General features: G+C 37.7%; 24 protein-coding genes and 1 tRNA gene. 8 read left to right on the forward strand and 17 right to left on the reverse strand.

Annotation, left to right across the window (positions count from 1 at the left end; all coding sequences use genetic code 11):
- Positions 1-50 precede the first annotated feature (50 nt).
- The 3 genes from QF004_RS12805 (at position 51) to QF004_RS12815 (ending at position 2,323) form a co-directional block, all read left to right on the forward strand.
- On the forward strand, positions 51-362 hold the full coding sequence (locus QF004_RS12805) for a DUF3467 domain-containing protein (protein WP_133439742.1): 312 nt from the start codon (positions 51-53) through the stop codon (positions 360-362).
- A 100-nt stretch (positions 363-462) separates the two neighbouring features.
- Positions 463-1,227, forward strand: a complete 765-nt coding sequence (locus QF004_RS12810; protein ID WP_307426955.1) for a thermonuclease family protein — start codon at positions 463-465, stop codon at positions 1,225-1,227.
- Positions 1,228-1,687: 460 nt separating this feature from the next.
- Positions 1,688-2,323, forward strand: coding sequence for an MBL fold metallo-hydrolase (locus QF004_RS12815; RefSeq protein WP_307426958.1), 636 nt, complete (start codon positions 1,688-1,690; stop codon positions 2,321-2,323).
- Between the two features lie 77 nt (positions 2,324-2,400).
- Here QF004_RS12815 and QF004_RS12820 read toward each other — a convergent pair whose 3' ends face one another.
- The 11 genes from QF004_RS12820 to QF004_RS12870 all read right to left on the reverse strand — a co-directional run bounded on the left by QF004_RS12820 (position 2,401) and on the right by QF004_RS12870 (position 12,113).
- Positions 2,401-2,961: a thioredoxin family protein gene (locus QF004_RS12820; protein ID WP_307426962.1), complete on the reverse strand. Its 561-nt coding sequence runs from the start codon at positions 2,959-2,961 to the stop codon at positions 2,401-2,403.
- Between the two features lie 92 nt (positions 2,962-3,053).
- Positions 3,054-3,956, reverse strand: a complete 903-nt coding sequence (gene miaA, locus QF004_RS12825) for a tRNA (adenosine(37)-N6)-dimethylallyltransferase MiaA (protein WP_133439745.1) — start codon at positions 3,954-3,956, stop codon at positions 3,054-3,056.
- A gap of 502 nt (positions 3,957-4,458) precedes the next feature.
- Positions 4,459-4,800, reverse strand: coding sequence for a YkvA family protein (locus tag QF004_RS12830; RefSeq protein WP_133439746.1), 342 nt, complete (start codon positions 4,798-4,800; stop codon positions 4,459-4,461).
- A gap of 72 nt (positions 4,801-4,872) precedes the next feature.
- On the reverse strand, positions 4,873-5,424 hold the full coding sequence (locus QF004_RS12835) for a TlpA disulfide reductase family protein (protein WP_307426965.1): 552 nt from the start codon (positions 5,422-5,424) through the stop codon (positions 4,873-4,875).
- Between the two features lie 21 nt (positions 5,425-5,445).
- Positions 5,446-6,009, reverse strand: coding sequence for a thioredoxin family protein (locus tag QF004_RS12840; protein ID WP_133439748.1), 564 nt, complete (start codon positions 6,007-6,009; stop codon positions 5,446-5,448).
- Positions 6,010-6,163: 154 nt separating this feature from the next.
- Entirely contained in the window at positions 6,164-7,234 is a 1,071-nt protein-coding gene (aroC, locus tag QF004_RS12845; RefSeq protein WP_307426968.1) for a chorismate synthase, read from the reverse strand.
- A 145-nt stretch (positions 7,235-7,379) separates the two neighbouring features.
- On the reverse strand, positions 7,380-9,023 hold the full coding sequence (locus tag QF004_RS12850; RefSeq protein ID WP_307426971.1) for a hypothetical protein: 1,644 nt from the start codon (positions 9,021-9,023) through the stop codon (positions 7,380-7,382).
- Positions 9,024-9,077: 54 nt separating this feature from the next.
- Positions 9,078-9,662: a YMGG-like glycine zipper-containing protein gene (locus QF004_RS12855; protein ID WP_307426974.1), complete on the reverse strand. Its 585-nt coding sequence runs from the start codon at positions 9,660-9,662 to the stop codon at positions 9,078-9,080.
- A gap of 421 nt (positions 9,663-10,083) precedes the next feature.
- Positions 10,084-10,154, reverse strand: a tRNA-Cys gene (locus QF004_RS12860).
- Positions 10,155-10,199: 45 nt separating this feature from the next.
- The gene (locus tag QF004_RS12865; protein WP_307426977.1) at positions 10,200-10,712 is read right to left on the reverse strand and encodes an RDD family protein; all 513 of its coding nucleotides are present in this window, start codon (positions 10,710-10,712) and stop codon (positions 10,200-10,202) included.
- Between the two features lie 24 nt (positions 10,713-10,736).
- Positions 10,737-12,113: a DUF4403 family protein gene (locus QF004_RS12870; protein ID WP_307426979.1), complete on the reverse strand. Its 1,377-nt coding sequence runs from the start codon at positions 12,111-12,113 to the stop codon at positions 10,737-10,739.
- Positions 12,114-12,446: 333 nt separating this feature from the next.
- On the opposite strand from QF004_RS12870, the gene QF004_RS12875 reads away from it, so the two are divergent.
- The 3 genes from QF004_RS12875 (at position 12,447) to QF004_RS12885 (ending at position 16,253) form a co-directional block, all read left to right on the forward strand.
- Positions 12,447-13,454 (forward strand): LLM class flavin-dependent oxidoreductase, encoded by a 1,008-nt coding sequence (locus tag QF004_RS12875; RefSeq protein WP_307426981.1) that lies wholly within the window; start codon positions 12,447-12,449, stop codon positions 13,452-13,454.
- A 282-nt stretch (positions 13,455-13,736) separates the two neighbouring features.
- A complete protein-coding gene (ribB, locus tag QF004_RS12880; RefSeq protein ID WP_133439755.1) occupies positions 13,737-14,858 on the forward strand; it encodes a 3,4-dihydroxy-2-butanone-4-phosphate synthase in 1,122 nt (373 codons plus the stop codon).
- Positions 14,859-15,041: 183 nt separating this feature from the next.
- Positions 15,042-16,253 (forward strand): type IX secretion system plug protein domain-containing protein, encoded by a 1,212-nt coding sequence (locus tag QF004_RS12885; RefSeq protein ID WP_307426985.1) that lies wholly within the window; start codon positions 15,042-15,044, stop codon positions 16,251-16,253.
- 41 nt (positions 16,254-16,294) lie between these two features.
- Here QF004_RS12885 and hemH read toward each other — a convergent pair whose 3' ends face one another.
- From hemH to QF004_RS12900, 3 genes are all read right to left on the reverse strand, one after another.
- On the reverse strand, positions 16,295-17,323 hold the full coding sequence (hemH, locus tag QF004_RS12890; RefSeq protein ID WP_307426988.1) for a ferrochelatase: 1,029 nt from the start codon (positions 17,321-17,323) through the stop codon (positions 16,295-16,297).
- Between the two features lie 85 nt (positions 17,324-17,408).
- Complete coding sequence (locus tag QF004_RS12895) at positions 17,409-17,816, reverse strand: GxxExxY protein (RefSeq protein WP_307426991.1); 408 nt, start codon at positions 17,814-17,816, stop codon at positions 17,409-17,411.
- Between the two features lie 69 nt (positions 17,817-17,885).
- Positions 17,886-18,764 carry a NifU family protein gene (locus QF004_RS12900; protein ID WP_307426994.1) on the reverse strand — a complete coding sequence of 293 codons (879 nt, stop codon included), beginning with the start codon at positions 18,762-18,764 and terminating at the stop codon, positions 17,886-17,888.
- Between the two features lie 186 nt (positions 18,765-18,950).
- On the opposite strand from QF004_RS12900, the gene QF004_RS12905 reads away from it, so the two are divergent.
- On the forward strand, positions 18,951-19,475 hold the full coding sequence (locus QF004_RS12905; protein WP_307426997.1) for a gamma carbonic anhydrase family protein: 525 nt from the start codon (positions 18,951-18,953) through the stop codon (positions 19,473-19,475).
- 21 nt (positions 19,476-19,496) lie between these two features.
- Here the strand turns inward: QF004_RS12905 and QF004_RS12910 are convergent, their stop codons facing one another.
- Positions 19,497-19,958, reverse strand: a complete 462-nt coding sequence (locus tag QF004_RS12910) for a hypothetical protein (protein WP_133439762.1) — start codon at positions 19,956-19,958, stop codon at positions 19,497-19,499.
- Positions 19,959-20,191: 233 nt separating this feature from the next.
- Between QF004_RS12910 and QF004_RS12915 the strand changes: the two genes are divergently transcribed.
- Complete coding sequence (locus tag QF004_RS12915) at positions 20,192-22,312, forward strand: helix-turn-helix domain-containing protein (RefSeq protein WP_307427000.1); 2,121 nt, start codon at positions 20,192-20,194, stop codon at positions 22,310-22,312.
- Between the two features lie 399 nt (positions 22,313-22,711).
- On the opposite strand, the gene lnt is transcribed toward QF004_RS12915, so the two are convergent.
- Both lnt and folB read right to left on the reverse strand, forming a co-directional pair.
- Complete coding sequence (lnt, locus tag QF004_RS12920; protein WP_307427003.1) at positions 22,712-24,373, reverse strand: apolipoprotein N-acyltransferase; 1,662 nt, start codon at positions 24,371-24,373, stop codon at positions 22,712-22,714.
- 327 nt (positions 24,374-24,700) lie between these two features.
- A complete protein-coding gene (gene folB / locus QF004_RS12925; RefSeq protein ID WP_307427006.1) occupies positions 24,701-25,060 on the reverse strand; it encodes a dihydroneopterin aldolase in 360 nt (119 codons plus the stop codon).
- Positions 25,061-25,086 lie beyond the last annotated feature (26 nt).

Here is a 25,086-nt window from a genome sequence, read left to right on the forward strand (position 1 = left end):
ATTATCTAAAAGTCTACCATCTAAAAATAAAATTTAAAATATTAAAAAAAATGGACAACAATCAAAATCAAAACCAAGATCCAAACAACATCAACATTCAGTTAAACGAAATGGTTGCGGCTGGCGTTTACTGTAACTTAGCTTTAGTAAATCATTCTCCATCAGAATTCGTAGTAGATTTCATCCAAATGATGCCAGGAGTTCAGCAGGCTAATGTAAGATCAAGAGTAATCTTGGCTCCGTTACACGCAAAAAGAGTAATGGCTGCATTGCAACAAAACATCAATAACTACGAACAACAATTCGGCGAAATCAAAGAAATTGAGCCGTTCGTATTAGGAGGAAACAACGTACAGGCATAAAATTTTCTATTTTGGCAAAGTTCCAAACTTTGCCAAAGTTTTTCAAAATAGAAATCCCGGTTCATTCAGTTGAATCGGGATTTTTTTGTTTAACAGATTAATGAGAAGCATCAAAATCTTCGCTTCCCAGACCACCGGTCGCGCTGTCCGCTGTATCTTTCTTATCTCGTCTGAGGACGAGCCAAGAAAGGATGCCGCTCCCATCGCGGCTAGGTTGAAGGGATGTTTCTATCTTCAAAGAAATACGCAATCGTTGAAAATTTGTGCATTCGCAGCTTTTCCTGAAAACAATAAATTCTTACCGAATTTTGCCAAACCTTCCGGAAATTCCTATCTTCCTCAAAAACATTACCTCTTTCCAATGCAAAAATCAATCTTCCTTCTCTTCTTTATTTTCTTCGGAACCTTAACTATTCCAGCATCTTTTCAATATTCACCCCAAACCGACCAACTTATTCTAAAAGTAAAAGTAATCGGTGTAAAAGACGGCGATACGGTTGAGGTTTTGTATTACCAACTTCCCATGGTCATTCGGCTCGAGCATATCGATGCGCCGGAAAAGAAACAGGCGTTCGGGACTGTTTCAAAACAGAAACTTTCAGAATTGTGTTTCGGGAAAAATGTGACCCTCATCAGCAAAGGAAAAAAAGGAAACTATGATGGACGCGGCCGTATGATCGCCGAGATTTACGTGAACGATAAAATCTGCGCCAACAAAGAAATGGTGAAGTCAGGTTTGGCCTGGCACTATAAAAAATATTCAAAAAGTGGGGAATATGCGCAGTTGGAAAATATGGCAAGAAAAAATAGAGTAGGCCTTTGGGCAGATAAAAGTGTAACAGCTCCCTGGGATTTCAGAAAATAGTTTATCAATAAATTAATCTAATTGGAATTTTTCTTTTCCACCCCGTGAGCAACAACTTTTGCCACCTTTTGAAGACTTTTTAAAATCAAACTTTTGCGCCTTTTGCGGTTTGAAAAAATAAATATCAAAAAAGCGCACGTAACAATTTATAATGTGAACTTAAAAACGCAATATGTTCCATCTTTAAATTAAACTTTTGCGCCTTTTGTGGTTTAAAAAAATAAATATCAAAAGAGCGCAACGTAACAATTTATAATGTGAACTTAAAAACGCAATATGTTCCATCTTTAAATTAAACTTTTGCGCCTTTTGTGGTTTAAAAAAATAAATATCAAAAGAGCGCAACGTAACAATTTATAATGTGAACTTAAAAACGCAATATGTTCTATCTTTAAATTAAACTTTTGTGACTTTTGTGGTTTATAAAAAATTAGCCCTTAACTTTGTAAAAAATAAATCAATGGTGCAGATCAAATCCTTTTTTTTTAATCCGTTTTCACAGAATACCTATGTCGTTTTTAATGAAAATAAAGATGCTTACATTATCGATCCCGGAAATTTCTCCGATGAAGAAACCGCTGTTTTAGAAAAATTCATCTCCGACAATCAACTGAAAGTTCAGCATATTCTTTTAACGCATGCTCATATCGATCATGTTTTGGGTTTGCAGAAAGCATTTGACAAATACAAGGTTCCTGTCCTGATGCATCCAATTGAACAGGAAATTCTGGATCGCAATCCTATGGACGCAAACAGGTTTGGATTTTTCTTTAAACCCTTTGAAGGAAAAATTTCTTATGTCAAAGAAGACGAAATTCTCAGTTTAGGAAAAGATGAATTTAAAATTATTCATGTTCCCGGACACTCACCAGGAAGTATTGCTTTTTATAATAAAACTCAGAAATTCATGATTTCGGGAGATGTTTTATTTGAAGGAAGTATCGGCCGAACCGATTTGTACAAAGGCGATCACGACCAACTTATCAGCAATATCAAGTCGAAACTCTTTGTTCTTGATGCAGAAACAAAAGTGTACAGCGGCCACGGAAATCCCACCACGATTGGGTTTGAGAAAAATTACAGTCCTTATTTCTAAAAGTAAAAAGGTTAAAGTAAAAAGAGCCAAGTAATGCATGTCATACTTGGCTCTTTCTTCTTTTTACTTGGCTCTTTCTAAGCTTTCCACTTGATATTGCAACCCATACTTGGTTTCTGTATCTCTTCCTGAGGGGCGCCCGCCAGAAGATTTTCAAAAGCGATAATTAAATCTTCACCGGTAACTTCTTTTTGATTTCCCGGTCTGGAATCATCCATCTGTCCGCGGTAAATTAAATCTAATTTTTCATCAAAAAAGAAAAAATCCGGCGTGCAGGCTGCATCGTATGCTTTTGCAATCGCTTGACTTTCATCATATAAATACGGGAAATCAAATTTTCTTTCCACCTGAAATTCAACCATTTTTTCCGGGGAATCAGCTGGATATTTTTCTGCGTCGTTGGCATTGATAGCGATAAATTCAATTCCCTGTTCCTGATAATCTTCGTACAGTTCAGTTAATTTATCGATCACGTGAAGCACAAACGGACAATGGTTACACATGAAAAAAACGAGTGTTCCTTTCTCGCCTTTTAAATCTTCCAAAGACTGCATTTCGTTGCTTTGGGAAGGATTCGGAAGTTCAAAGAAAGGTGCTTTGGTTCCTAGTGCGAGCATATTTGAAGGTGTATTTGCCATGATGATTTGTTGATGAGTTAATGTGATAAAATGATGATACAAATATAATGATAAACTACGGCAAAGAAAGAAACAATGTTCAAATTAACAAATTATCGCATCACCGCATTTAAAATAGATAAGGATTCTTCCACCGGATTTTCAAAATTCACCCAGTTGATATTTTCTTCTTTCCGATACCAGGTCAGTTGGCGTTTTGCAAAGCGTCGGGAATTTTTCTTGATTTCTTCCAAAGCAAAATCCAAGGTCCAGGTTCCGTCGAAATAGTTGAAGAGTTCGGAATAGCCAACGGTCTGCAAGGCCAGGTTGTTTTTAAAAGGAATTAAAGATTCTGCTTCTTTTAATAATCCGTTTTCTACCATCAGATCTACGCGCTGATTTATTCTCTCATAAATGACTTCCCGCGGTGCCTGTAATCCGATTCTGATGACTTCAAAATCCCGTTGGTTCATTTGGGCAGAAATATTTTCGGTGTACGTTTTTCCCGTTTGCCAGATAATATCGATTGCCCTGAAAAGTCTTCTCGGATTGTCTTTATCTACTTTATCGAAATAGCCTGGATCCAGATTTTGTAAGATATTTTGCAGTTTTTCGATGCCGTCTTCTTCTAATAGCTGTTCCAGTTTTCGCTGGTTTTCTTCGTTGGCTTCGGGTAAATCGTGAAGTCCTTCGATGACGGCTTTTTCGTACATCATGCTTCCGCCAACCAAAACAACGACATTGTGTTTCTGAAAAAGTTCGCCGGTTTTTTGAATGGCGTCTTTCTCGAACTGTCCGATGGAATAATAATCCTGTACGGAAAGATTTCCAATAAAATGGTGGGGAACTTCGGCCAACTCTTCTTTTGAAGGCGTCGCAGTTCCGATATTCATTTCTTTGAAAAACTGTCGGGAATCACAGGAAATAATTTCGGTCCCGAAATGTTTGGCGATTTCGATGGCGAGTTTTGTTTTGCCGATGCCGGTTGTGCCGATAATAGAGATGAGTTTTTTCACACTGCAAATTTCCTGATTTTTTTTGAATAATAAATTTATAATCCTGAATTTAAAATCTGCAGCATTTGACTGTTTTTTCTCCCGCCGATTTTGCGGAGTGGTATTTGCGAAAAAACGTGAAGTACGTGCTTTTTTTATGAATTAAATTGGAAAATATAACATTAAGGTATTAAGGTAAATTAAGATTTTTGTAATGATTAATGATATCATACTGTGGTCTTAATGAATTCTTAATGCCTTAATTTTTAAAATAATTCCCTTTTGGTTGAAGCTTCTCTTACTGATTTCTGAAAATAATTTTGATTTTTCATCTTTTTTGTTTTTATAATAACAAACTGTCTGAAGTTTTAGCCCCGATGGAAGTGGAAATCCTTTTTTCGACGAAGGAGAAAAAAGATTGTAACGGACAGCGGGACTGGTTTTGTAAGAAGCGAAAATCTTGTTGCTCCTCATAAAAATAACCGTTCTTTTGCAAGAACGGTTACGTATTTAATTTTTAATATTATCCGATGACTTCGGCTTCCTCAATCATCGAATCGTCGGACTGTCGGGCGGCTTCCCAGGCGATGAACTTCTCAGCTTCTTTCACCAATAATGGAATAGCAAACGCAAGCAAAGCCAAATCATCAAAAACGCCGATAACCGGTATCCAGTCTGGGATAATGTCGATGGGGGAGATGAGGTAAAGCAGCACCAATCCCGGCAGAATGACGTCTTTGAAATGCGGTTTGTAACCTCCTTTTTTAGTTGCAGATTTTATCATCCGAATGATTACAGGAATTTTTGAAATAAATCCTTTATGTTTAAATGCTTCTTTGGCCAACTGAATTTTTGATACTTTCATTGTGTATTTTGATTTTTAAAACGCTATCTAATTCGCAAAATCCATACCACCATTTCGTAAATTTTGTTAAAATTACTGCGTGACATTATCGATGAAATCATTAGTTGACTTGGAGTTCCAGTCTTTGGATCCGTCTTCTTTCAGAAGAATTCGTCCGTTTTTATCCAGTAGAAAAGTGGTCGGGAAGACTTTTGGCAATACGTGACTGGTAATCGGGCTTTCGGCGATATAAACCGGTGCGGTATAATTATTTTTCTTCATAAAGGCGATCACATCCTCCTCTTTGTCCTGCATTGCAATCAGCACGAAATCGATTTTGTCTTTTCTGGCCAGATACAGTTTTTCGATGGTAGGCCATTCTTCGCGACACGGCGGGCACCAGGTTCCCCAGAAATTAAGCAGGATGAGCTTGTTGCCCTTCAAACTCTTAAGATTAGTGTCAGGAACATTGATTCCTTTAAGCTGGATGTCGTAATCTTGATCGTTTAAAGTGATTGCGTTTTCGATCGCTGCAATCGGGAAAAAAAGATCTTTCAGTTTTAATTTCACCGACGGAAAAAGGTAAAGCACCGCCAAAAAGGCCATAGCCAAAATAAAAAATGCGTTTTTCTTCAAAAATTTCATGCGTGGTTTTTATATTAAATATTACAGCAAAGATATAATTTCTTCAATTGCATCTTTGCCACGGTTTTTCGCATAATAAATCTGCAGGTCATTGTAGAAATCTTCTCTTGGATAAGTTTCCGGGTTTTCTTTGAATTTTTTCAGAAGGTCATTTCCGAATTGTGGCCTTGGCCCCCAATCTGCTTTTACAGAAAAATCATCATTCACGATAATTATTTTGGGAATCGACTGTGTTCCGTTGGTCAGGAATTGGTCGATCAGGGAGAGATCGGTATCTCTTAAGAAAATTCTCACCTCGATTCCGGCTGCCTCGAAAAATTTGGAAACCGCTGGCACAGTAGCGCTTGCGTCGCCACACCACGGTTCTGAAATAATTAAAATTTTACCGTTAAAGTTTTTCGGTTCTAATTGCTGAAGGTGTTCAGCATCAACTTTATAGGTCTTAACTGTGCGGTTGGTTCTTTGTAAACCTAACTCATAATACTCCTGGTATTCATCGTTTTTGTTGGGGTTGTTGTGGAAGCGCTCTTCTGCGATTTTCAGATACTCATCGAAAGTGATGGCGTTTTGCCAGTAATTTTTCATTCTTTTTTTTATTTATACAAATTTCAGTATTAAACTTTTATTATAAGGTGATCTAAATCACATTAAACAAATTTTAACGGTAAATTAACCCAGATAACTTAGATGATTTTAATTAGTTGTTAAATGAGGATAGAAATGGAGCTTTATTTTAAGTTTAACCATCTCCATATTTGCGGAGTTTATTGATCAGGAACAGATCCGCCAAAACGAATGCTGCCAGATTCTCCACAATAGGAACGGCTCTTGGTAAAACACAAGGGTCGTGTCTTCCTTTTCCTTCTACGGTAATTGGATTTCCATCGCTGTCAAAACTTTCTTGCGGACGTAAAATAGTCGCTATAGGTTTGAACGCGACGCGGAAATAAATGTCCATTCCATTGGAAATTCCACCTTGGATCCCGCCTGAGAGATTGGTTTTGGTGGTGAAATCTTCATTGAACAAATCGTTGTGTTCTTTGCCGGTCATCTTTGCACCGCAAAATCCACTTCCGTATTCGAATCCTTTGCAGGCATTGATATTGAGCATTGCTTTTGCCAGCTCTGCCTGAAGTTTTCCAAAAACAGGTTCACCGATTCCGATGGGTAAATTCTTGATCACGCACGTAATTGTGCCGCCGATGGTATTTCCTTCTTTTTTAATTTCCTTGATTTTAGCAATCATTTTTTCTGCAGTTTCTGTATCAGGGCAGCGAACGTCATTGGATTCGGTTTTAGAAAAATCTAAATCCTGATAAGGTTTTTCACAGAAAATGTCTCCGACAGAGGAAACATAAGCGTTGATCTTTACATTTTTTGGGAGAATCTGTTTAGCCATACTTCCGGCCACCACCCAATTGACGGTTTCACGGGCAGAAGATTTTCCGCCACCGCGATAATCCCGGATTCCGAATTTTTGGTCGTAGGTGAAATCGGCGTGACTTGGCCGGTAAGATTTCGAAATGTGATCATAGTCTTTTGATTTCTGATTTTCGTTTTCAATCATAAAACCGATGGGAGTTCCCGTTGTTTTTCCATCAAAAATACCGGACAGAAACGTTACCGTGTCGCTTTCTTTCCGTTGGGTTACAATCGAACTTTGACCCGGTTTCCGACGGTCCAGCTGGTGTTGAACTTCTTCTAAATTAATGGGTAAGCCGGCGGGAAAATTGGTGAGAATGCCGCCGTACGCTGCGCCGTGACTTTCGCCAAAGGTAGAGAGCGTGAGAAAATTTCCTAAATTGAACATAAGACAAAGTTACTTATTAGTTGTGAATTTTTTTGCCACAAATTCACGAATGTTTTTTAATGAACTAACCTCATCATATTTGTGAGGCAGAATTCGAGTTTCGTAGAGTTCGGGAGTATATTTTTTTATACAGTTATATTTTATTTTAATCCTCTTTTGCAGGAATTGCTTCTGAATATTCTTTCAGGATTTCAGCAATTTTCATCTTTTCTTCGTCTGAAATTTTACGCCAGACAAAACCCTCTTTTAAAGTTTTTCCTTTGAGTTGAGGGAAAATCCCGGCATCCAAATCTTCCTGAATGAATTGAGGAGTAATTGTCGGGATTGGAGTGTCGAAACTGAAGAAATATCCGTCAACAACATTGAATTTGAGATTGCCGATTTGATGGGTTTTGTATTTATTTAATTCAAAAGAAGAAGGTTTTATAAATTGATTTTTATTAAAACCCGTCATGAAATTTCCGAGTTTGAAACTGGGAATATAGGTTTGAGGCAGATTTGGAAAAGATAGAAATCCGGCAATAAAGATTGATAGTCCGGTAAAGAAAATGAGTGAAAATTTTCTCGGAATAACCTGATAAAAAACAACGAAGAACATCACAAAAAACAGATCAAAGAAAAATCGGTATTGTGCGGAGAATAATAGTACTAAAGCACTTTTTATTAAAATAGAAATAAAGAGAATCCAAATTAATTTTGACTTCCTGATCATTGCAAAAACAAAAAATGCTGTTAAACTTAAAACAAATAAAAGATGGATTTTACTTTTTATTCCATTTAAAAACAACCAGTTTCTGACATAATCCAATCTTGAAAACCGCTGGATTTCGCCGTAGGAGTATTGCATGTCGTAGGTTTTCAGAAGTGCTACTTTGGAGGAGTTTTCCAAAAGTTCATCATTAAGTTTCCATGAAAATCCAAGGTCAAGGAATTGAACCGGGAAAACGGGAAATCCGAAAGTCCAGATATTTTTAAAAAAGAAAAGAAATAAAATGGCTGTCCCACCGAGAAGGAATCTGTAATTGTTTCTTACAATAAAGAAATTATAGAAAAAAACAAAAATAGGCAGCCACATCATGGTCGGTTTTATGGCCAATACGAAAACGGAAATTGCGAATAGAAATCCTGCGTTTTTATTGGAATTAAAAACTTCATTTAAAATAATCAATGAGAAAACGATTGCGGGTAAATCCGGTGAAGGCGATTGGATAAAAAGAAACAGAAAAGGTAAAAACAGCAAATGGATCCATGATTTTTTTTCTAAAATGTAGATTAGATAAACAATCATTGCTAATGCATTTAATCTTAAATAAGGATCCGAAAAATTGGAAAATCCAGCCTGGAAAATATGCCAGAAAGAACTCTGTCCTAAAAGTAAATCGAGATTTGAGATTCCTTTCACTAAACCAACTTCTGCAAGCCATTTTATGGTCGGAACATAATAACCGAAGTGGTCTAAAATAAACGGATAATAAGACCCGAAGAAAATAATCACTGCTGAAATACCCGAAGATAAAATGAAATTCCGGGTGATGAAATTCCAGAAATCCAGATACATTTTAAAATAGAAAAAAGCAGAGAGTCCAATAACTAAAGTTCCTGTTTCTACATAAATATTCAGCGGAATAAAACAGGCAAGAATTGTCCAGGTGATGGTCGTAAAGAAAATACCTGCAAGAATTTGCAAAGCAATTCCTGCAGAAAAATCTCCGAAAATGTTTTTGAAAAATGCTCCTAAACCCGCCATCGCCGGAAGCAGCAAAATCACCATCAGTAGAATATACAGCATAAAAAAAGATTGCTTAAAAATAAGCAATCTTTTTATACTGTCAATTTGAAATTTTTAATTTCTCGGCTGTACGCGACCGTCTTTTCTGTCGCCTGCTCTACCGATGGTGTAACCGGTTGCCCCACCTACAACACCGCCAATAACTGCACCCAGGCCACGGTTTTTCTTACTGATAATCGCTCCGGCAGCGGCTCCACCTACGGTACCGATAATGGTTCCTTTAGCGGCTTTGCTCATACCCTGTTTTTGAGCGGTTTGATTTGTTCCCTGTGAAACTCCTGAATTGGAGCCAGACGAGGCACTTTGTCTCGGCGTGTTATTCACATAAACCGTTTTGGTTTCTCTGATCACCTGCGGTTTTGGTTGTGACGCGATGGCTGCTTTTCTTTCTGCAATACTATCGGCTTTCTTTTGAGTTTCGTACGCGATTTTCTCTTTTTCAATCGCTAATTTTTGTTGCTCAATTTCCAGCTGTCTCTGTTGGAATTCTATTTTCTGTTGATCTAATGATTTTTCAACTACCGTGTTTTCTTTTTTACACGCCGTCAACATAAGTGCTGCAGTTACTCCTGTTAAAAAGATATTTTTTAAAGTAAAGTTCTTTCTATTTGCTTGGGGTATTGAATGAGTTGATTTCATAATGATAAATTTTAATACGGTTTGATAAGTAGATTAGCGGGTAATCTTTCTTTATATGCTAACGCCAAAAAGAGAACCAATCTTATGTTAATGAATTGTTAAAGTTTTTGAAAAAAATACTAATCAGTGGAATTCCTTGGTGCAGAGCGGTAATCCTGGCTTGTGATTTTTCAATTATTTTTTTTAAAATTGAAATTTTTAAACTGTTGTTTAAAAATGTAGGTATTTCCGTTTAAATGATAAGTGGGAATTTCACCGGAAAGGTTCACGAAGATTTATTTACAAACCCTACTTTCACCCATTTCTTTAAATTCAGAAATGAGAGGTTTAAAAGCGTAGAGCTTCGGCCGGATAATTCCCAATAATCACACCAAAAAAGAAAAACCCTAAAAATCTTACTAGCAGATTAATAGGGTTTTAGAGGTTCCTAGCGGATTCGAACCGCTGTAGATGGTGTTGCAGACCACTGCCTAACCACTCGGCCAAAGAACCATTTGGGTTTGCAAATATAGGACTTTTTATTTTTCAGAGAAAATTTTATTGAAGATTTTCTTTCATCCCCAGACTTTCGATCTCATTTTGCATGTTTCTGGCCCTGTCATAATCTTTAGCTTTAACCACCCGCGTATTCGACCAGTTGTCGTGCCAGCCGCTATTTCCTAAAAATGAAAGCTGATCAAACGGAACTGCGCGCGCAAAATTTCTTTTGAGCAAATCATCAGTCGTCAGATCACTTCCATCGGTTTTTACCACTTTAGTTCCGGTGATTAATTTCCCCAAACTTCTGCCATTACTGAATTTTTCTACCAAAAACATAATCAATCCGTAAACTAAAAGGGTTCCCACGCGGTCAACCAAAGGATTGATATTGGTAATATCATCTATCGCTTCTTCCATCTCGGTGCCGTTGACAAGGTATTGTGCAAAGACGAACAGGAATGCCAGCATCCAAATCATCACGACTGAAAAACCAAAATCGATAATGTAATTGAGAAAGCGGTATCCTTTATCTGCTTTATTTCTCTCTACAACTTGTAAAACTCTTGCCATATTTAATTAATTAATTTTAATGAATCACATTCCCTTTACGGAAACTTCCAACTGTGCCTGTATATCGATCACTGCGGTAATTCCGAAAGGATTTAGGATAATACTCGAAGGTGTCAGTTTAACAGCTTTTCCCTTCATCTTCAGCCCTTTGTAATATTCTTTATTAAAGGTTTCTTCGATGCTTTTTCTGGAAGAATCTTCAAGTTCCGCGGTCGGGATTCCGTATTGTTCTTCAATCATTTTCACGATTTTTCCCTGAAATAAAAGTGTTGCCGTTTTGTGTAAAATGTTTTTCGTTTTCAGTTTGAACTTCGTGTCAGACAAAACGATTTTTCTTCTGAATTCATTATAAACAGGAATTCCGGTGATATAGGAAATACCTTCGATTGTTCCTTCTGTGTGTGCTTCGATGATGATTCGGTCATTTTCTCCGTAAACTTTAACGGAAGTAATTTTCACTTTTGATTTTCCTTCTTTAAAATCAAATTCTTTACCTGAAAATAATTTTTCTGCAATCGCGGTTGCTTCCGTAAACGGAATATTAACGGTGGTCTGTAACAGAAAATTGTTTGGGAGTTGCGGTACCGGATTAAAATTGGCAATGCTGCTTATCAACGGTGAAGAAGGCGGTTTCGTGCCTGTAAAAGTTTCAGAATACACATCAATTCCGATATGGGTGTCAATACGGTTTCCATGAAAGGTAAGTGGCGTAATATTGACGCTTACAGGGCTGATTTTCAACCAGGTATTATATTCTTCCGAAATTTCAAAAGGTTCCGAAAATTGATTCCACGCCATGATGGCATATTGCTGAAAGTTTAATTGATCCAGCATCATTTCGTCGATGGTTTTGCAGAAGTCGGCTTGCTGTTTTTTCAAACTCGATTCTACTAATGAAGTGATTGGCACTTTAATTCTTCCAAAATCAAGAACTGGTTTTGTGATCCATTTAAAACCCATGGGCGAAGTTTTGGTCGCCATTTTCCAGTTACTATTAAAGGTGAGTTGGGTGTTGAAATACATCACCGTTTCAAAAGTGGTGTTTTGGTAATGATAAATCCCCAAGGTTCCGATTCCTTTTTCGGCCCATATTTTTAAAGGAACTTCGATCAGCAGATTCTGTTGTGTTCCGCCAACCAGTCGGATTGGTCTCGTTTTCCAGACTTTTACTTTGAACTGGTCGTTGTCATTATCGGTATAGGAATCATCCTGAAAAATCAGGGCAGGCAAAGAGTTATTAATTATATTCCCAATTTCCGACAGCGGAATTTTCACCGGCATGGTAACCGATGATTTGATTTTTGGGAAATTGTAAACGGGAACTGAAGAATACGCGATGGTTTGCTGCGAAAATATTTTCGGAGCCAGAAGTAGAATCATCAGAATGAGAAAGCTTCGCATTTTTACGTTTTCAGTGAAACGCAAATTTGCATAAAATTTGGATACGTACAGAATAAATATTTTAGAGCCTGTGTAAATTTATTTTAAAAACCACAAAAGACGCAAAAGTGATATTTTTTTAATTGTTTCAAAGATCAAAAAAGAGAAGTGTCCTAAAAAAGCTGTCTTTTTTGCTCTTTTGGAGATTTTATTTTTAGATTTTCTTTTGTGTCTTTAGCAGTTTAATTCTTTTTAAACAAACTCTGAATGAATGTTTTTTTTTTCTATTAAAGAGATTGGTTCTTTGAATAATTTTCAGGCTAAAAATTTAATTCTATTCCTTATCTTATCGCAATGAAAAAATTTGAAATTTCTGTACTGGATCTAGCACCAGTCAAACAAAATAAAACCATTCACGACACTTTCAATGACAGTCTGGATTTAGCAAGAGCCGTCGAGAAATTAGATTATAAAAGATTCTGGCTGGCGGAACATCATAATATGGCAAGCATTGCGAGTTCTGCAACATCTGTCTTAATAGGGTTTATCGCCAATGGAACCACAAAAATCAGAGTGGGTTCCGGAGGCATTATGTTGCCCAATCACAGTTCGCTGGTTATTGCAGAGCAATTCGGCACCCTGGAAAGTTTATTCCCAAACAGAATTGATCTCGGCGTGGGAAGAGCACCGGGAACTGACGGTATTACCGCAAGAGCTTTGGGCAGAAATCCGATGAATATTAATCAGCATTTCCCACAGCAGATTCAGGAGTTGCAAAGGTATTTTTCGGTGGAAAATTCAGCAAGTTTGGTGAGAGCGATTCCGGGTGAAGGTTGCGATATTCCCATTTATATTTTGGGATCCAGTACAGACAGCGCGTGGCTGGCGGCAGAGATGGGTTTGCCTTATGCCTTTGCCGGACACTTTGCGCCTCAGATGATGGAAACCGCTTTTGAAATTTATCATCAGAATTATCAACCGAGCAAAGAATTCCCACAACCTTATACCATCGCCTGTGTCAATGGCATTGCGGCAGAAACAGATGAGGAAGCGAAAAAACTCTCTACAACACTTTATCAGGCATTTGTCAATTTGATTCGAAATGACAGAAAACCGTATGCGCCGCCTGTGGATGATATGGATGAAATCTGGAATCCTATGGAAAAAGCCCACGTCATGCAAATGTTGCACTATAGCTTTACTGGCGGTGAAGAAACCATAATAAACCAGATGTCACAGTTTCAGAAAAGATTTCAGGTGAATGAACTGATGATTACTTCTCATATTTATGAGCATGAAGCCCGTTTAAAATCATACGGAATTATCAGAAAGGCGACTGATGCATTGAATGCCGGGCTGTAAATGTTTCTTTTTTTGCGGATTGACGCGGGCAAAATTATCATGCATGACAAGTCTGCGCTGAAACAGTTGAAACCGGAATTGAAATTGGTGTCCAAACCTGCGTCCCAGCTTGAACGGAGCTCTTTATTAGATTTTTTCGGGAAGGGAAAAGCAAGGCGGAAATCCCAAAAAAAGCGCGAGTCCTTCGACAAGCTCAGGATAAATCCAGACGGGAAAAGACGACCAAATAAGAATTGTCGATTGCCATAAATCTAACTATCTTTGCAAAAATCTAAAAGTAAAATGTCAGATATTCAACTTAATACGATTCCTGAAGCGATTGAGGATCTAAAAAACGGAAAAATAATCATCGTAGTTGATGATGAAAACCGGGAAAATGAGGGAGATTTTCTTTCTGCGGCAGAATTAACTACGCCGGAAATTATCAATTTTATGACCATTCACGGTCGCGGTTTGATTTGTACGCCACTTCCTGAAAAACGTTGCGACGAACTTGGTCTCGATATTATGGTTACACGGAGCAGCGATCCAAAGGAAACAGCTTTTACGGTTTCTGTGGATTTGTTGGGAGATGGAGTTTCTACCGGAATTTCTGCCAGCGACCGAAGTAAAACGATTTTAGCTTTAATGGACGAAAATACCAAACCGACAGATTTTATGCGTCCGGGACATATTTTTCCACTGAGAGCAAAAAAAGGAGGCGTGCTGAAAAGAGCTGGTCATACCGAAGCGGCGATCGATTTAACCAAATTAGCCGGCCTGCAGGAAGGAGGGGTGATTTGCGAAATTATGAATGATGACGGTTCTATGGCAAGACTTCCCGAATTATATGAACTGGCGAAAAAACACGATTTGAAACTGGTCTCTATTGAGGATTTAATTCAATATCAGTTAAGAAAAGGGGATTTAATCGAGCGTCTGGAAGAAAGAAAAGTGAAAACATTCTACGGCGATTTTGATTTCTACGCTTTTAAAGAAACGAGTACGGATCAAATTCACTTTGCTTTAACGAAAGGGAAATGGTCAGAAAACGAGCCGATTTTGGTAAGGGTTCAGGCTTCGAATTCTTATTTCGATGTTTTGAGCAGATTGACGACAGGCGAAAAACCGTTGCTTGAAAAAGTAACTAAAATGATTAATGACGAAGGAAAAGGGGCTATAATTTTCATTAATAATGTCTCAAATTCTGAAAATACGATGCGCAAACTGCAGCAGTTTTTGGATTTTCAGGACGGTCAGGAAAAACGTCCGACTTTGGCTTCCAACTTTCATGATTACGGAATCGGAACGCAAATTTTAAAAAACTTAGGGATTAATAAATTCCGTGTCATTTCCCAGAATGTTAACCAAAAACCTTTGGTAGGCGGTTACGATGTGGAAGTGACAGAAATGGTTGAGTTATAATAAGAGCCAAGTAAAAAGGTAAAAGAGCCAAGTAGGCAGTACATATTTTGGGCAATTTTTTTTGCCAACGCTAAACCCTTTCGGCCTTCTAAAGGCGGAAAGGGTTTTCTTTTTAATCAGCAAATCAACAGATCACCACATCAACAGATTATCACCTCGCTAAAAATTGTTATCTTCGTTTCAATGAAATACTTATCCTCTTTCTTTTTCGTATTCAGTGCATTTTTCTTTGCACAGGATATCCGCAGCGTTCAATTGTTTAATCCGCAGACCAATGATGAAACGCCGGTCATTGGTTTTAATGAACAGTTGATTTTACGTTTCGACGATTTATCGAATTCCAGTACGATTTATCGGTATACTTTGAAACATTTCGACCGGAACTGGAATGATGACGGTTTATTTTTTACCGAGTATGCCACCGGAAGTTTAAACGGAATGATCGATCAGTTTCAGTATTCGTTCAATACCTTGCAGGCGTACACCAATTATACATTAACGATTCCGAACGATAAGATTCAGCCCAAAATCTCCGGGAATTTTGAACTTGTTGTTTATCAGGATTCAGTCAGCAAGCCATTGTTTACCAAAAGATTTTGTGTGGTTGAAGATGGTGCTAACTTGGCTTTGAATATTTCCCGAATTTCTGACGCGGGAAAACCGCAGATCAATCAAAGGGTAGAAGTTCAGGCAATCGGCAACTCTTCAGTAATGAATTCCAATCTGAATTCTTTGACTTTAAATGTCATCCAAAATAATAATTGGGATCTGGGAGTTTACAATCAAAAACAAAGTTCCTCTCTGGGAAATAAAATTCTTTTTCAACAGATGAATTTAGCGTTTCCCGGAAATAATGAGTTTTATTATTTCGATAACAAGAATATGAATCAGCCGTTCGATATGGTTGCGCAGTCAGAAAATGTCAATGGAATAAATTATACCTATTTGCATTCTGTGTGGGCGTTTCCGATGAATTATCAATACCAGCCGGATGTGAACGGTGCTTTTTATTTCCGCAGAAATGATTTGGGTATTGAAAGAAATGCGGATCGGGAAGCGGACTATTCCTGGGTGTATTTTGCTTTGGATTCCGAAAAAAGCAATAAAGAGATTTATGTAGTTGGCGGTTTTAATGATTTTAAAGCAAGCAAAGAAAATCAAATGTTCTATGATGAAACCGCGAAAAAATACATCGCAAAAATTTATTTGAAACAGGGATTCTACAATTATATTTTAGCCACCAAAAACGCTGATGGATCTTTAAATCTGGGTGAAATTAACGGTAATTTCTGGCAGACAGAAAACCTCTATCAGGCCTTTTTGTATTACCAGCCTTTTGGTAGGAACTATGATGGATTGCTGGGTTACGGCGAGTTTAGAACGCCTTTGAGATAAAGAAAAAAAAGACCTTCAATGTTTATCGAAGGTCTTTTTTTTTATACCAGATAAAACTCATGCAATCTTTCCTCGCACAACGTTTTCACGACCTCAATCCAGCGGTCTTCATCATTTAAACAGGGAATATAATGGTAGTTTTCACCGCCGCCATGCATAAACTGTTCTTTACCTTCTACGGAAATTTCCTCTAAAGTTTCCAGACAATCTGAAACAAAAGCCGGACAAACAATCGCCAGATTTTTAATTCCTTTTTTGCCTAAATTTTCCAGAGTTTCATCGGTGTACGGTTCCATCCATTTGTCATTTCCCAAACGGGACTGGAAGGTGACCAGAACTTTTTCTTTCGGTAAATTGAGTTTCTTAATCACTTCTTCCGTTACCTTAAAACACTGATGTCTGTAGCAAAACTGATGACTCGGATTGCTGTCTCGGGAACAACAGTCGTTTAAATTACAGGTTTTGGTTGGGTCTGTTTTAAAAATATGTCTTTCCGGAACACCGTGATAAGAGAATTGTAACGCATCAAATGTTTCCGGTAATTTCTCGCGGATACTTTCTGCTAAACAATCAATGTAAATTTCACGGTTATAGAACGGTTGAACGTAATTGATTTTAATATTGGGAAAATGCTTCTTACGAACATCTTCTGCTTTTTCAACCACTGTTTCCGTCGTGCTCATCGCATATTGCGGATAGAGCGGGAAGAGTACGATTTCAGTAACGCCCTGTTCGGTCAGTTTTCGGATTCCTGTTTCGATGCTTGGTTCGGCGTATCGCATTCCGATTTCTACGGGAACATCAACCAACTTTTGCAGTTTTTTCTGAATTCTTTCCGTGATGAAAATTAACGGTGAACCTTCTTCAGTCCAAACGGTTTCATAAGCGGCAGCCGATTTTTTCGGTCGGGTATTCAAAATGATTCCGCGCACCAATAAAGTCCGGAAAAACCAACGGTAATCGATAACTTTTTCATCCATTAAAAATTCGTCGAGATATTCTTTTACATCTTCAACTTTCGTCGATTTGGGCGAACCGAGATTCACCAATAAAATTCCTTTTTTAGACAAAATATTTATTTTTTTTTATAAACCACAAAAGTCACAAAAGTTTCCTATAAAGATGGAATTGACTTCGTTTTAAAGTGAAAATAATTTATAGCAACTTACTGTAATGCTCATTTACAAGCGTTTCCTGTCCTTCGTGGTATATGTTTTTTACTTTAAAATTAATTAAAATTCCTTTTGGAACTTTTAAAATAGCCATGTAATTCAAAAGTTTTGCCCGATGTATGTCATCAAAGCTTTTTACCGATTTTATTTCTAACACGATAATGTCCTCAATTAAAAAATCACATTTGTAGTCGCAATTCAATTTCTTGCTTTTGTAGAAGATTTCTGTTTGCAGTTCCGATTTATAATTTATTCCCCTTAAAGTAAATTCTTCTTTTAATGCTTCATGATAAACCTTTTCTAACAAGCCTGGACCTAAGATTTTGTGGACTTCTATACAAGCCCCATTTATTTTATAGGTTAAGTCTGTAAGATAAGATTGCGTTATCATTATTTGAACTATAAAAAGTTTTAAAGATACTTAAAGAATAAAACTTTTGTGACTTTTGTGGTTAATTACTTAACCATTAACCGCTTCCACGTTTTCTACCAATTCCGGTAAAAACTGTTTCAGAACATTTTCAATTCCTCCTTTCAAAGTGGCGGTCGAACTTGGGCAACCCGAGCAGGCTCCCTGCAACAGCATTTTAGCGGTTTTCGTGTCTGCGTCATATTCCATTAATGAAATCTTCCCACCATCGCCTTCCACGGCTGGCGCAATATATTCATTTAAAATATCAGAAATTTTCTGTTCGTCTTCATTGTATTCTCTGTTCATGATGCCGGCTGCCGGGCTTTCATGTTTCTGCGGAGTTGCATTAGAAATGACACCTCCGTTCTGAAGATAATCAGCCACAAATGCTCTTACTGCAACCATTACCTCATGCCATTCTACGGAAACATTTTTGGTAACTGCCACGAAATTATCAGAGATGAAAACTTCTTTAGCAAAATCATATTCATCGAAAATCGCTTTAGCTAAAGGAATGTCACCAGCTTCTCCGCGGGATTTCACTTCGATGAAACCGTCCATTAATGCTTTGTTAGAAACGAATTTCATCACCATTGGATTGGGAGTCATTTCTGCATAAACAAGATATTCATCATTTTTTTTCTGAAGATAAATTCGGGGATTTGCCGCCAATTCGTTTTGAATCACACTTTTTAGAGGATCAACGAGATTTTCCCAGTCGATACCATCCTGTTTTGCGACAGCGATAAAATTGGCGGTGATGAAAACTCTTTCTACGAATGGATATTTGAAAAGTTCCTGGGCTAAAGGGATTTCTGCGATATCAGAATTGCGGTCGAGTTCCAGAGAACCGGGAATTAAGTTGTAATCGGCTACAAACTTCATTACTTTTGGGTTTTCTGTGGGCTCTATAATAATTGGTCTCATTTTAATTTCTTAAATTTGAGTACAAAAATACGGATAACAATTTAGATTTCATCATGCAGGTTTTAGACGCTGTCAATGAGTAATATCAGTTGTTATTGAAAACCATCGGGGATTAATTAAATTGCAACAGAAAATTACTTCCGCACTTTAAATCAATTAGCACATTATCAAATTAACAAAATTAACATGGCACTTATAAAAGAACTTTTAGGAAAAACTCCACAAATCGGAGAAGACACTTTTTTAGCAGAAACGGCAACCATCATTGGCGATGTCACCATGGGCAAAGAATGCAGTGTCTGGTATAACGCCGTCATTCGTGGCGATGTGAATTACATTAAAATGGGTGATAAAGTTAATGTTCAGGACAACGTGATGTTGCACTGCACGTATGAAAAATTCCCGCTGATCATTGGAGATAATGTGTCGATTGGTCACAACGCAATCGTTCATGGCTGCACGATTCACGACAATGTTTTGATCGGAATGGGCGCCATTGTGATGGACGATTGCTTGGTCGAAAGCAACTCGATTGTTGGCGCAGGTTCGGTGGTCACTCAGGGAACGCATATTAAATCCGGTGAAGTTTGGGCAGGCGCCCCGGCACGGAAAATCAAAGATATGTCGGCAGAATTATTGGAAGGTGAAGTTAACAGAATCGCTAACAATTATGTGAAATATTCTTCCTGGTATAAAGAAGTTGTTCTTTAATAACCATAACAGGGAAGTTGATTATTCAGCTTCCTTTTCTTTTTCTGAATGGTTTCCAGTCAAAACAGCTTTTCCGTTTTCGCAGCGAATTTCCGCAGGAGGAAGAACCATTACGCAATCTGACATGAGGCCATATTTGAGATTGAAAGCACTTTGCATCGAAGTGAATTGGGTTACTTTCGGTAAAATTTGATCTTCCAGTTTAACGGGATAAGCGATATAAGAACTTGGTCCACCACACGCTTTCGAACCAATGGCAGTAAATTTCCAATCTTTTGCATCCGCACATTTTTCAGTGCTGATCAGGGAATCTATTTCTTTGATGAGGTTTTTCATTTCAATCTGGTCTGCCTGCTGTGAAAAATGATCTTCCGGTTTCAGCGCAATATCTTTAGGCAAGGTCTCCACGTCTGTCACTCTTTTTTTGGACGAGCATGAGACTAAGGATAAAAGTGAAATGGTAATAATCAATAGATGTTTCATTGTAAATGTTTTTTTTCTGCTTTACAAAAATACAGTCTTTTTTGCAATGTTAAAGGAGCAGTGGGATTATCGGAGTTCAAATGTATTAAAATTCAATTTTTTCCTCTTAAAAAGGCTTTTTTTTATGGTATTCAATTTGTCATTTTTAAATGAAATTCGTGTATTAGTGGCTAAAAACCAGATGCACCGATTTCCACTATGGTAATTGCATTCAATTTTCTTAAATTTGACCGATGGACGAATCTCTCTTTAATTTAGCCGAACATACGAACCGCAGTATTTTTTTAACAGGGAAAGCCGGGACGGGAAAAACGACTTTTCTGAACGAGTTTGTAAAGAAAACCAAGAAGAAACACATTGTCGTAGCGCCAACCGGGATCGCTGCGATCAATGCTGGTGGCGTTACGATTCACTCCATGTTCGGACTTCCATTGAGAACTTTCATTCCGACGACCGACCGAATCGACAGCAATTTGGGAAACAATATTTCCGATTTGATGCAGCATTTCAAATACCGAAAAGACAAACTCAAATTGTTGCGCGAAATAGAAATTATCATCATTGATGAGGTTTCCATGCTGCGTGCCGATGTTTTGGATATGATGGATTTTTCGCTGAGATTCGTTCGCAGGAATCAGCAGAAATTCGGGGGCGTTCAGATGTTGTTTATTGGCGATCTGTACCAGCTTCCGCCGGTGGTTCGCGATGAACATTTTTTAGGCAAGTATTATAAATCGCCTTTTTTCTTCGAAAGTTATGCCTTAAAGGAAATGCCTTTAATCACCATCGAACTGACGACCGTTTACCGGCAGACCGACGAAAAGTTTTTGGATATTCTGAATGACATCCGCGATGGGGCAGTGGGTGATATCGATTTCGAAACATTGAATGAAAGATATATTCCCGACTTCGAACCGACCGATGAACCTTACGTTTATCTGACTTCACACAACAGAATGGCCGACGAAATCAACCAGAAAAAACTGGCCGAACTGAAAGGAAAACCTTTTATATACCGTGCAGATATTATTGGGAATTTTAATGAAAATCAATATCCCAACGAAGAAGAACTGCAGTTGAAAGTAGGTGCCCAGGTCATGTTTATCCGAAACGATGCGAGCGGTGAAAAAAGATATTTCAACGGAAAACTCGCCGAAGTAATGGGTTTGGATGAGAAAGAAATTACCGTGCTTATCGATGGTGACAATGAAGTTTTTAAGATAAAAAAAGAAACCTGGGAACAGAAAAGATATGGTTTGGATGCCGATAAAAATATTACGGAAGATGTGTTGGGGAGTTTCCAGCAATATCCGATTCGCCTTGCCTGGGCCGTGACCATTCATAAATCGCAAGGTTTAACTTTTGACCGTTTGATTATCGATGCCGGAAAATCTTTCGCTTCCGGACAGGTTTATGTAGCGCTTTCGCGATGCCGGACTTTAGAGGGAATTGTGTTAAAGTCTAAAATCACACCGAATGTTATTTTCGCCGACCGCAGGGTTTCGAAGTTTCAGGATGAAACGAACGCCAATGAAAAAGTTGAAGAGATTCTTCAGGCTGAAAAATATGATTACAGCATCAAAAAAGTGATCAGCAGTTTAGACTGTTTGTGGTTCAAACATTCCTTGGAGAAATGGTTTCAAACCACCAAAACCAGCAAAGCACTTGATAAAAACAAAGCCACTTTTTTGTACCAAAGCATTAAACCGAAGATTGAAAACTTTGGGAACGTTTACCAGAAGTTTGAGAAAATAATGGTTCAGAAAACCCATAAATTCATCAATGGTGATGAGGAATGGAGCGAAATAGAAACCAAAGCAAAAGGAGCGGTGAATTTCTTTTTTACGAAAGTAAATATAGAAGTATTTCAGCCGTTGCTCGATTTTTATTCTGAGAACAAAGGAACCAAAGGGCTCAAAGAATACAACGAAGATTTTCGGGTTTTTCTGGATGATTTGGAAGATTATCTGAATGACCTGAAAAAAGTGTATTTATTGCAAGCGCCCCTTTTCAATACCGAAAATAATATCACCATTTCAACGAAAGTTGCCAAAATCCCTTCTCATATCCTGACCTTCCAGTTATTTGAAGAAGGCAAAACCATTCCTGAAATCGCCAAAGAAAGAGGGTTGGTCACCGAAACTATTTTCGGTCATCTGGCCAAATTCGCCGAACAGGGATTATTGGATTTATATAGAATTTTTGATAAAGATAAAATCAAAACTTTTGAAAAGGAGTTCAGGAACAATTCCTACGAAACCTTAAACGATTGGAAAAAAGCATTGCCGAACGATTTTGAATTCAATGAAATCCGTTTGCTGCTGAATCACTTTACCCACAAGAAATCTAAGTAAGAAGTTAAACCACAAAAGTCACAAAAGTTTTATTGTTACTCAAGAAAATATAATTCTTCTGAAAAGTTTACAAAATTTTCAATGAATTTTATAGTGAATTTCACCATTGTGACTGTCTGGTTGAAAAAATAATTTACAGCAACTTTTGCGAACTTTTGAAAGCCTTATTAAAATATAACTTTTGCGCCTTTTGCGGTTAAAAAAAATGAAAATTCGCAGCAGAAATTGAACCATTAAGATATTAAGAATAATTAAGAGAACACTCCTTTTAGCGGTCAATTCTTAATCTTCTTTAATACCTTAATGTTTAAAAAATTTCATTCAATTCTTCAAGCTACTTTTAATAAAAATTTTTAAACTTACAATAATCTCAATTCCTGAAATCCGTGAGCTTACTTTTTATCTTTTAATCACGATTTTCTTTACCGGTTCCTGCGGTTTTCTGTTCTGATATTTTTTAATCCAATTATAAAAAATCAGAAAGCCGAAAACGAAAATAGAAAGCCGTGATAATAAATCTCCCGTTCGGGTATAAAAAGTCTGGTGATCATACAGATCAATTTTCGCAAAAAGAGCTGTTTTGTCGCCATAAAAGGTATCGGCCACCACATCGCCTTTCACATCAATATGCGCAGAAATCCCGCTGTTGGCGGATCTTGCAATTTCACGCCGGGTTTCTATGGCGCGCATTTTGGCATAAGCCAGAAGTTGTTTGTGACCCTGCGTAACGCCCCACCAGGAGTCGTTCGTCATAATTCCTAAAAAGTTCGCGCCTTTTTTAACGTAATCAGTAACGAATTCGCCGTAAATACTTTCGTAGCAAATAATCGGCGCCAATTTTCCTTTGTTAAAAGGATTACCGAACACCTTTCTTTCTTCATCAATTCCCAGGGAAGCAGTTGTTCCGCCCAGATCCAGCATCGCATTTCCGAGAATGGGTTTCAGTACATTGATGTAAGGGAAAATCTCTACTCCCGGCACGAGTTTGCCTTTGTGATAAACTTCTATTTTTTGGTTAGGGATAATTTGAATGGCAGAATTATAACTGTCCACGTACATTCCCTGGGAAGTCTGGTACGCGGTTTTCGATCTGTGATTTTCATCGGTATAAAAACGGTGGGAAGAAATTCCCGTGGCAAAAACAGATTTCGGATGTTTCGTTAAAAATTCTTTCGTTTTATTTAAAAGTTCGCTGTGTTCAAAACCCGTTTCCGAAATTGAACCAAAACCGGGAAGTGAAGTTTCGGGACCGATATAATAATCGATTTGTCCCTTCGAATTTTCTTCGGCTAAAGTCAGTAAATCATTTAAAATGGTTAAGCTGTCCTTTGAATATTTTTCAGTGTAGGGATTTAAGTCCGGCTGCAGCATTAAAACATTGACCGACCCGATGGGTTTCAAATCAAAGTTTTGGTATTTCACCACTGAAATTATCATGGGCAAAGCAATTCCTGCAACAAGAATGGAGGAGTTGATGATTAAGGATTTTCTTTTTCTGCCGGCTTCCCAAATCCGCAATGTGTAGAAAGCAAAAACATTCACCAGCAAGATCCAGAAACTTCCGCCCGTTGCCCCAAAGGTGTCATACCACTGAATCAGCTGCGGGTAATCGGCAAATGCGTTTCCTAAATTCAACCACGGCCAGGTAAATTCCCAGCTCAAATGGATTTTTTCCCAAACCATCCACACGGCAACGAAGAATGTCAGTCCGAAATAAGTTCCCTGCGAGTTTTTATACCAATGATAACATTGAAAAATAAAGGAATAAAAGAGAGAATTCAATAAAACCGGTACCACAACGGCTAATAGGGAATTGGTGCCGTCCGGATTTTTCGCTCCGTATAACCAACCGGTGGTGACGATATTCCAAATCACAAAACAGAGGAAAGTCAGTCCGAAAATGGTCCCGCCTTTTCTTTTGATTTCTGAAAATTGTGAAATGTCGTGTTCCATTATTAAAAGAGGAACGAGCGCAAAAAATATAAAAAAAGGAATGCCGTAAGTGGGCCATGAAATACTCAGCAGAACCGCCGAGAGTAAGGACAAAATAATATATTTCATAAGTTGTTTAAAACGAATTTAGTCTTCAAAGATAAGGATTTCTGCTTCCGCATTGAAAAGTAATCTTTTTGCCACGGATGCATGGGTTTTTTACTGTTTGGAGAAAATAGTCGTGCATTCGTGGCTTTAATCATTTTTGCCACGAATACACGAATTTTTTTACAGTTTTGAGGAATGAAATTATTCGTAAAGGTCCATTTTGTTTAACTGGAAATTAAAATGATTTGAGAAAACATTCGTGCATTCGTGGCTTTTATTTTTGCGATGAATACACGGGTTTATTTTGATATAATTTATTCGTGCATTCGTGGCTGATGTCCTTTAAAGCTAAAACTGATTTTCGATCTCCACGCTTACGCCGTGCATTTCGCCCGTCATTGGCGGATTGGTTTTGGTGATTTTAATTTTAATAAAAGAAATCTGCGGAAAGGCCAGTTTTACATTTTTCAGAATTCTGCCCGCCACATGTTCCATCAACTTCGAAGGGATTTTCATTTCCTGATGAATAATATCGTTGATGGCTGCGTAATTGATGGTGTCGTTTAAATCATCCGTTCCTACGGCTTTCCACAAATTGGCCTGAACTTCTACATTCAAAAGATAATAGGTTCCGATGAGCGTTTCTTCGGCAAGTGCGCCGTGATAAGCGTAGATTTTCAGATTTTCTATAATTATTTTTGAAGTCATTTTTTTTAAATTTATTGTAACGCAAA

The organism is Chryseobacterium sp. MDT2-18, assembly GCF_030815285.1.
GTDB lineage: Bacteria > Bacteroidota > Bacteroidia > Flavobacteriales > Weeksellaceae > Kaistella > Kaistella salivictor.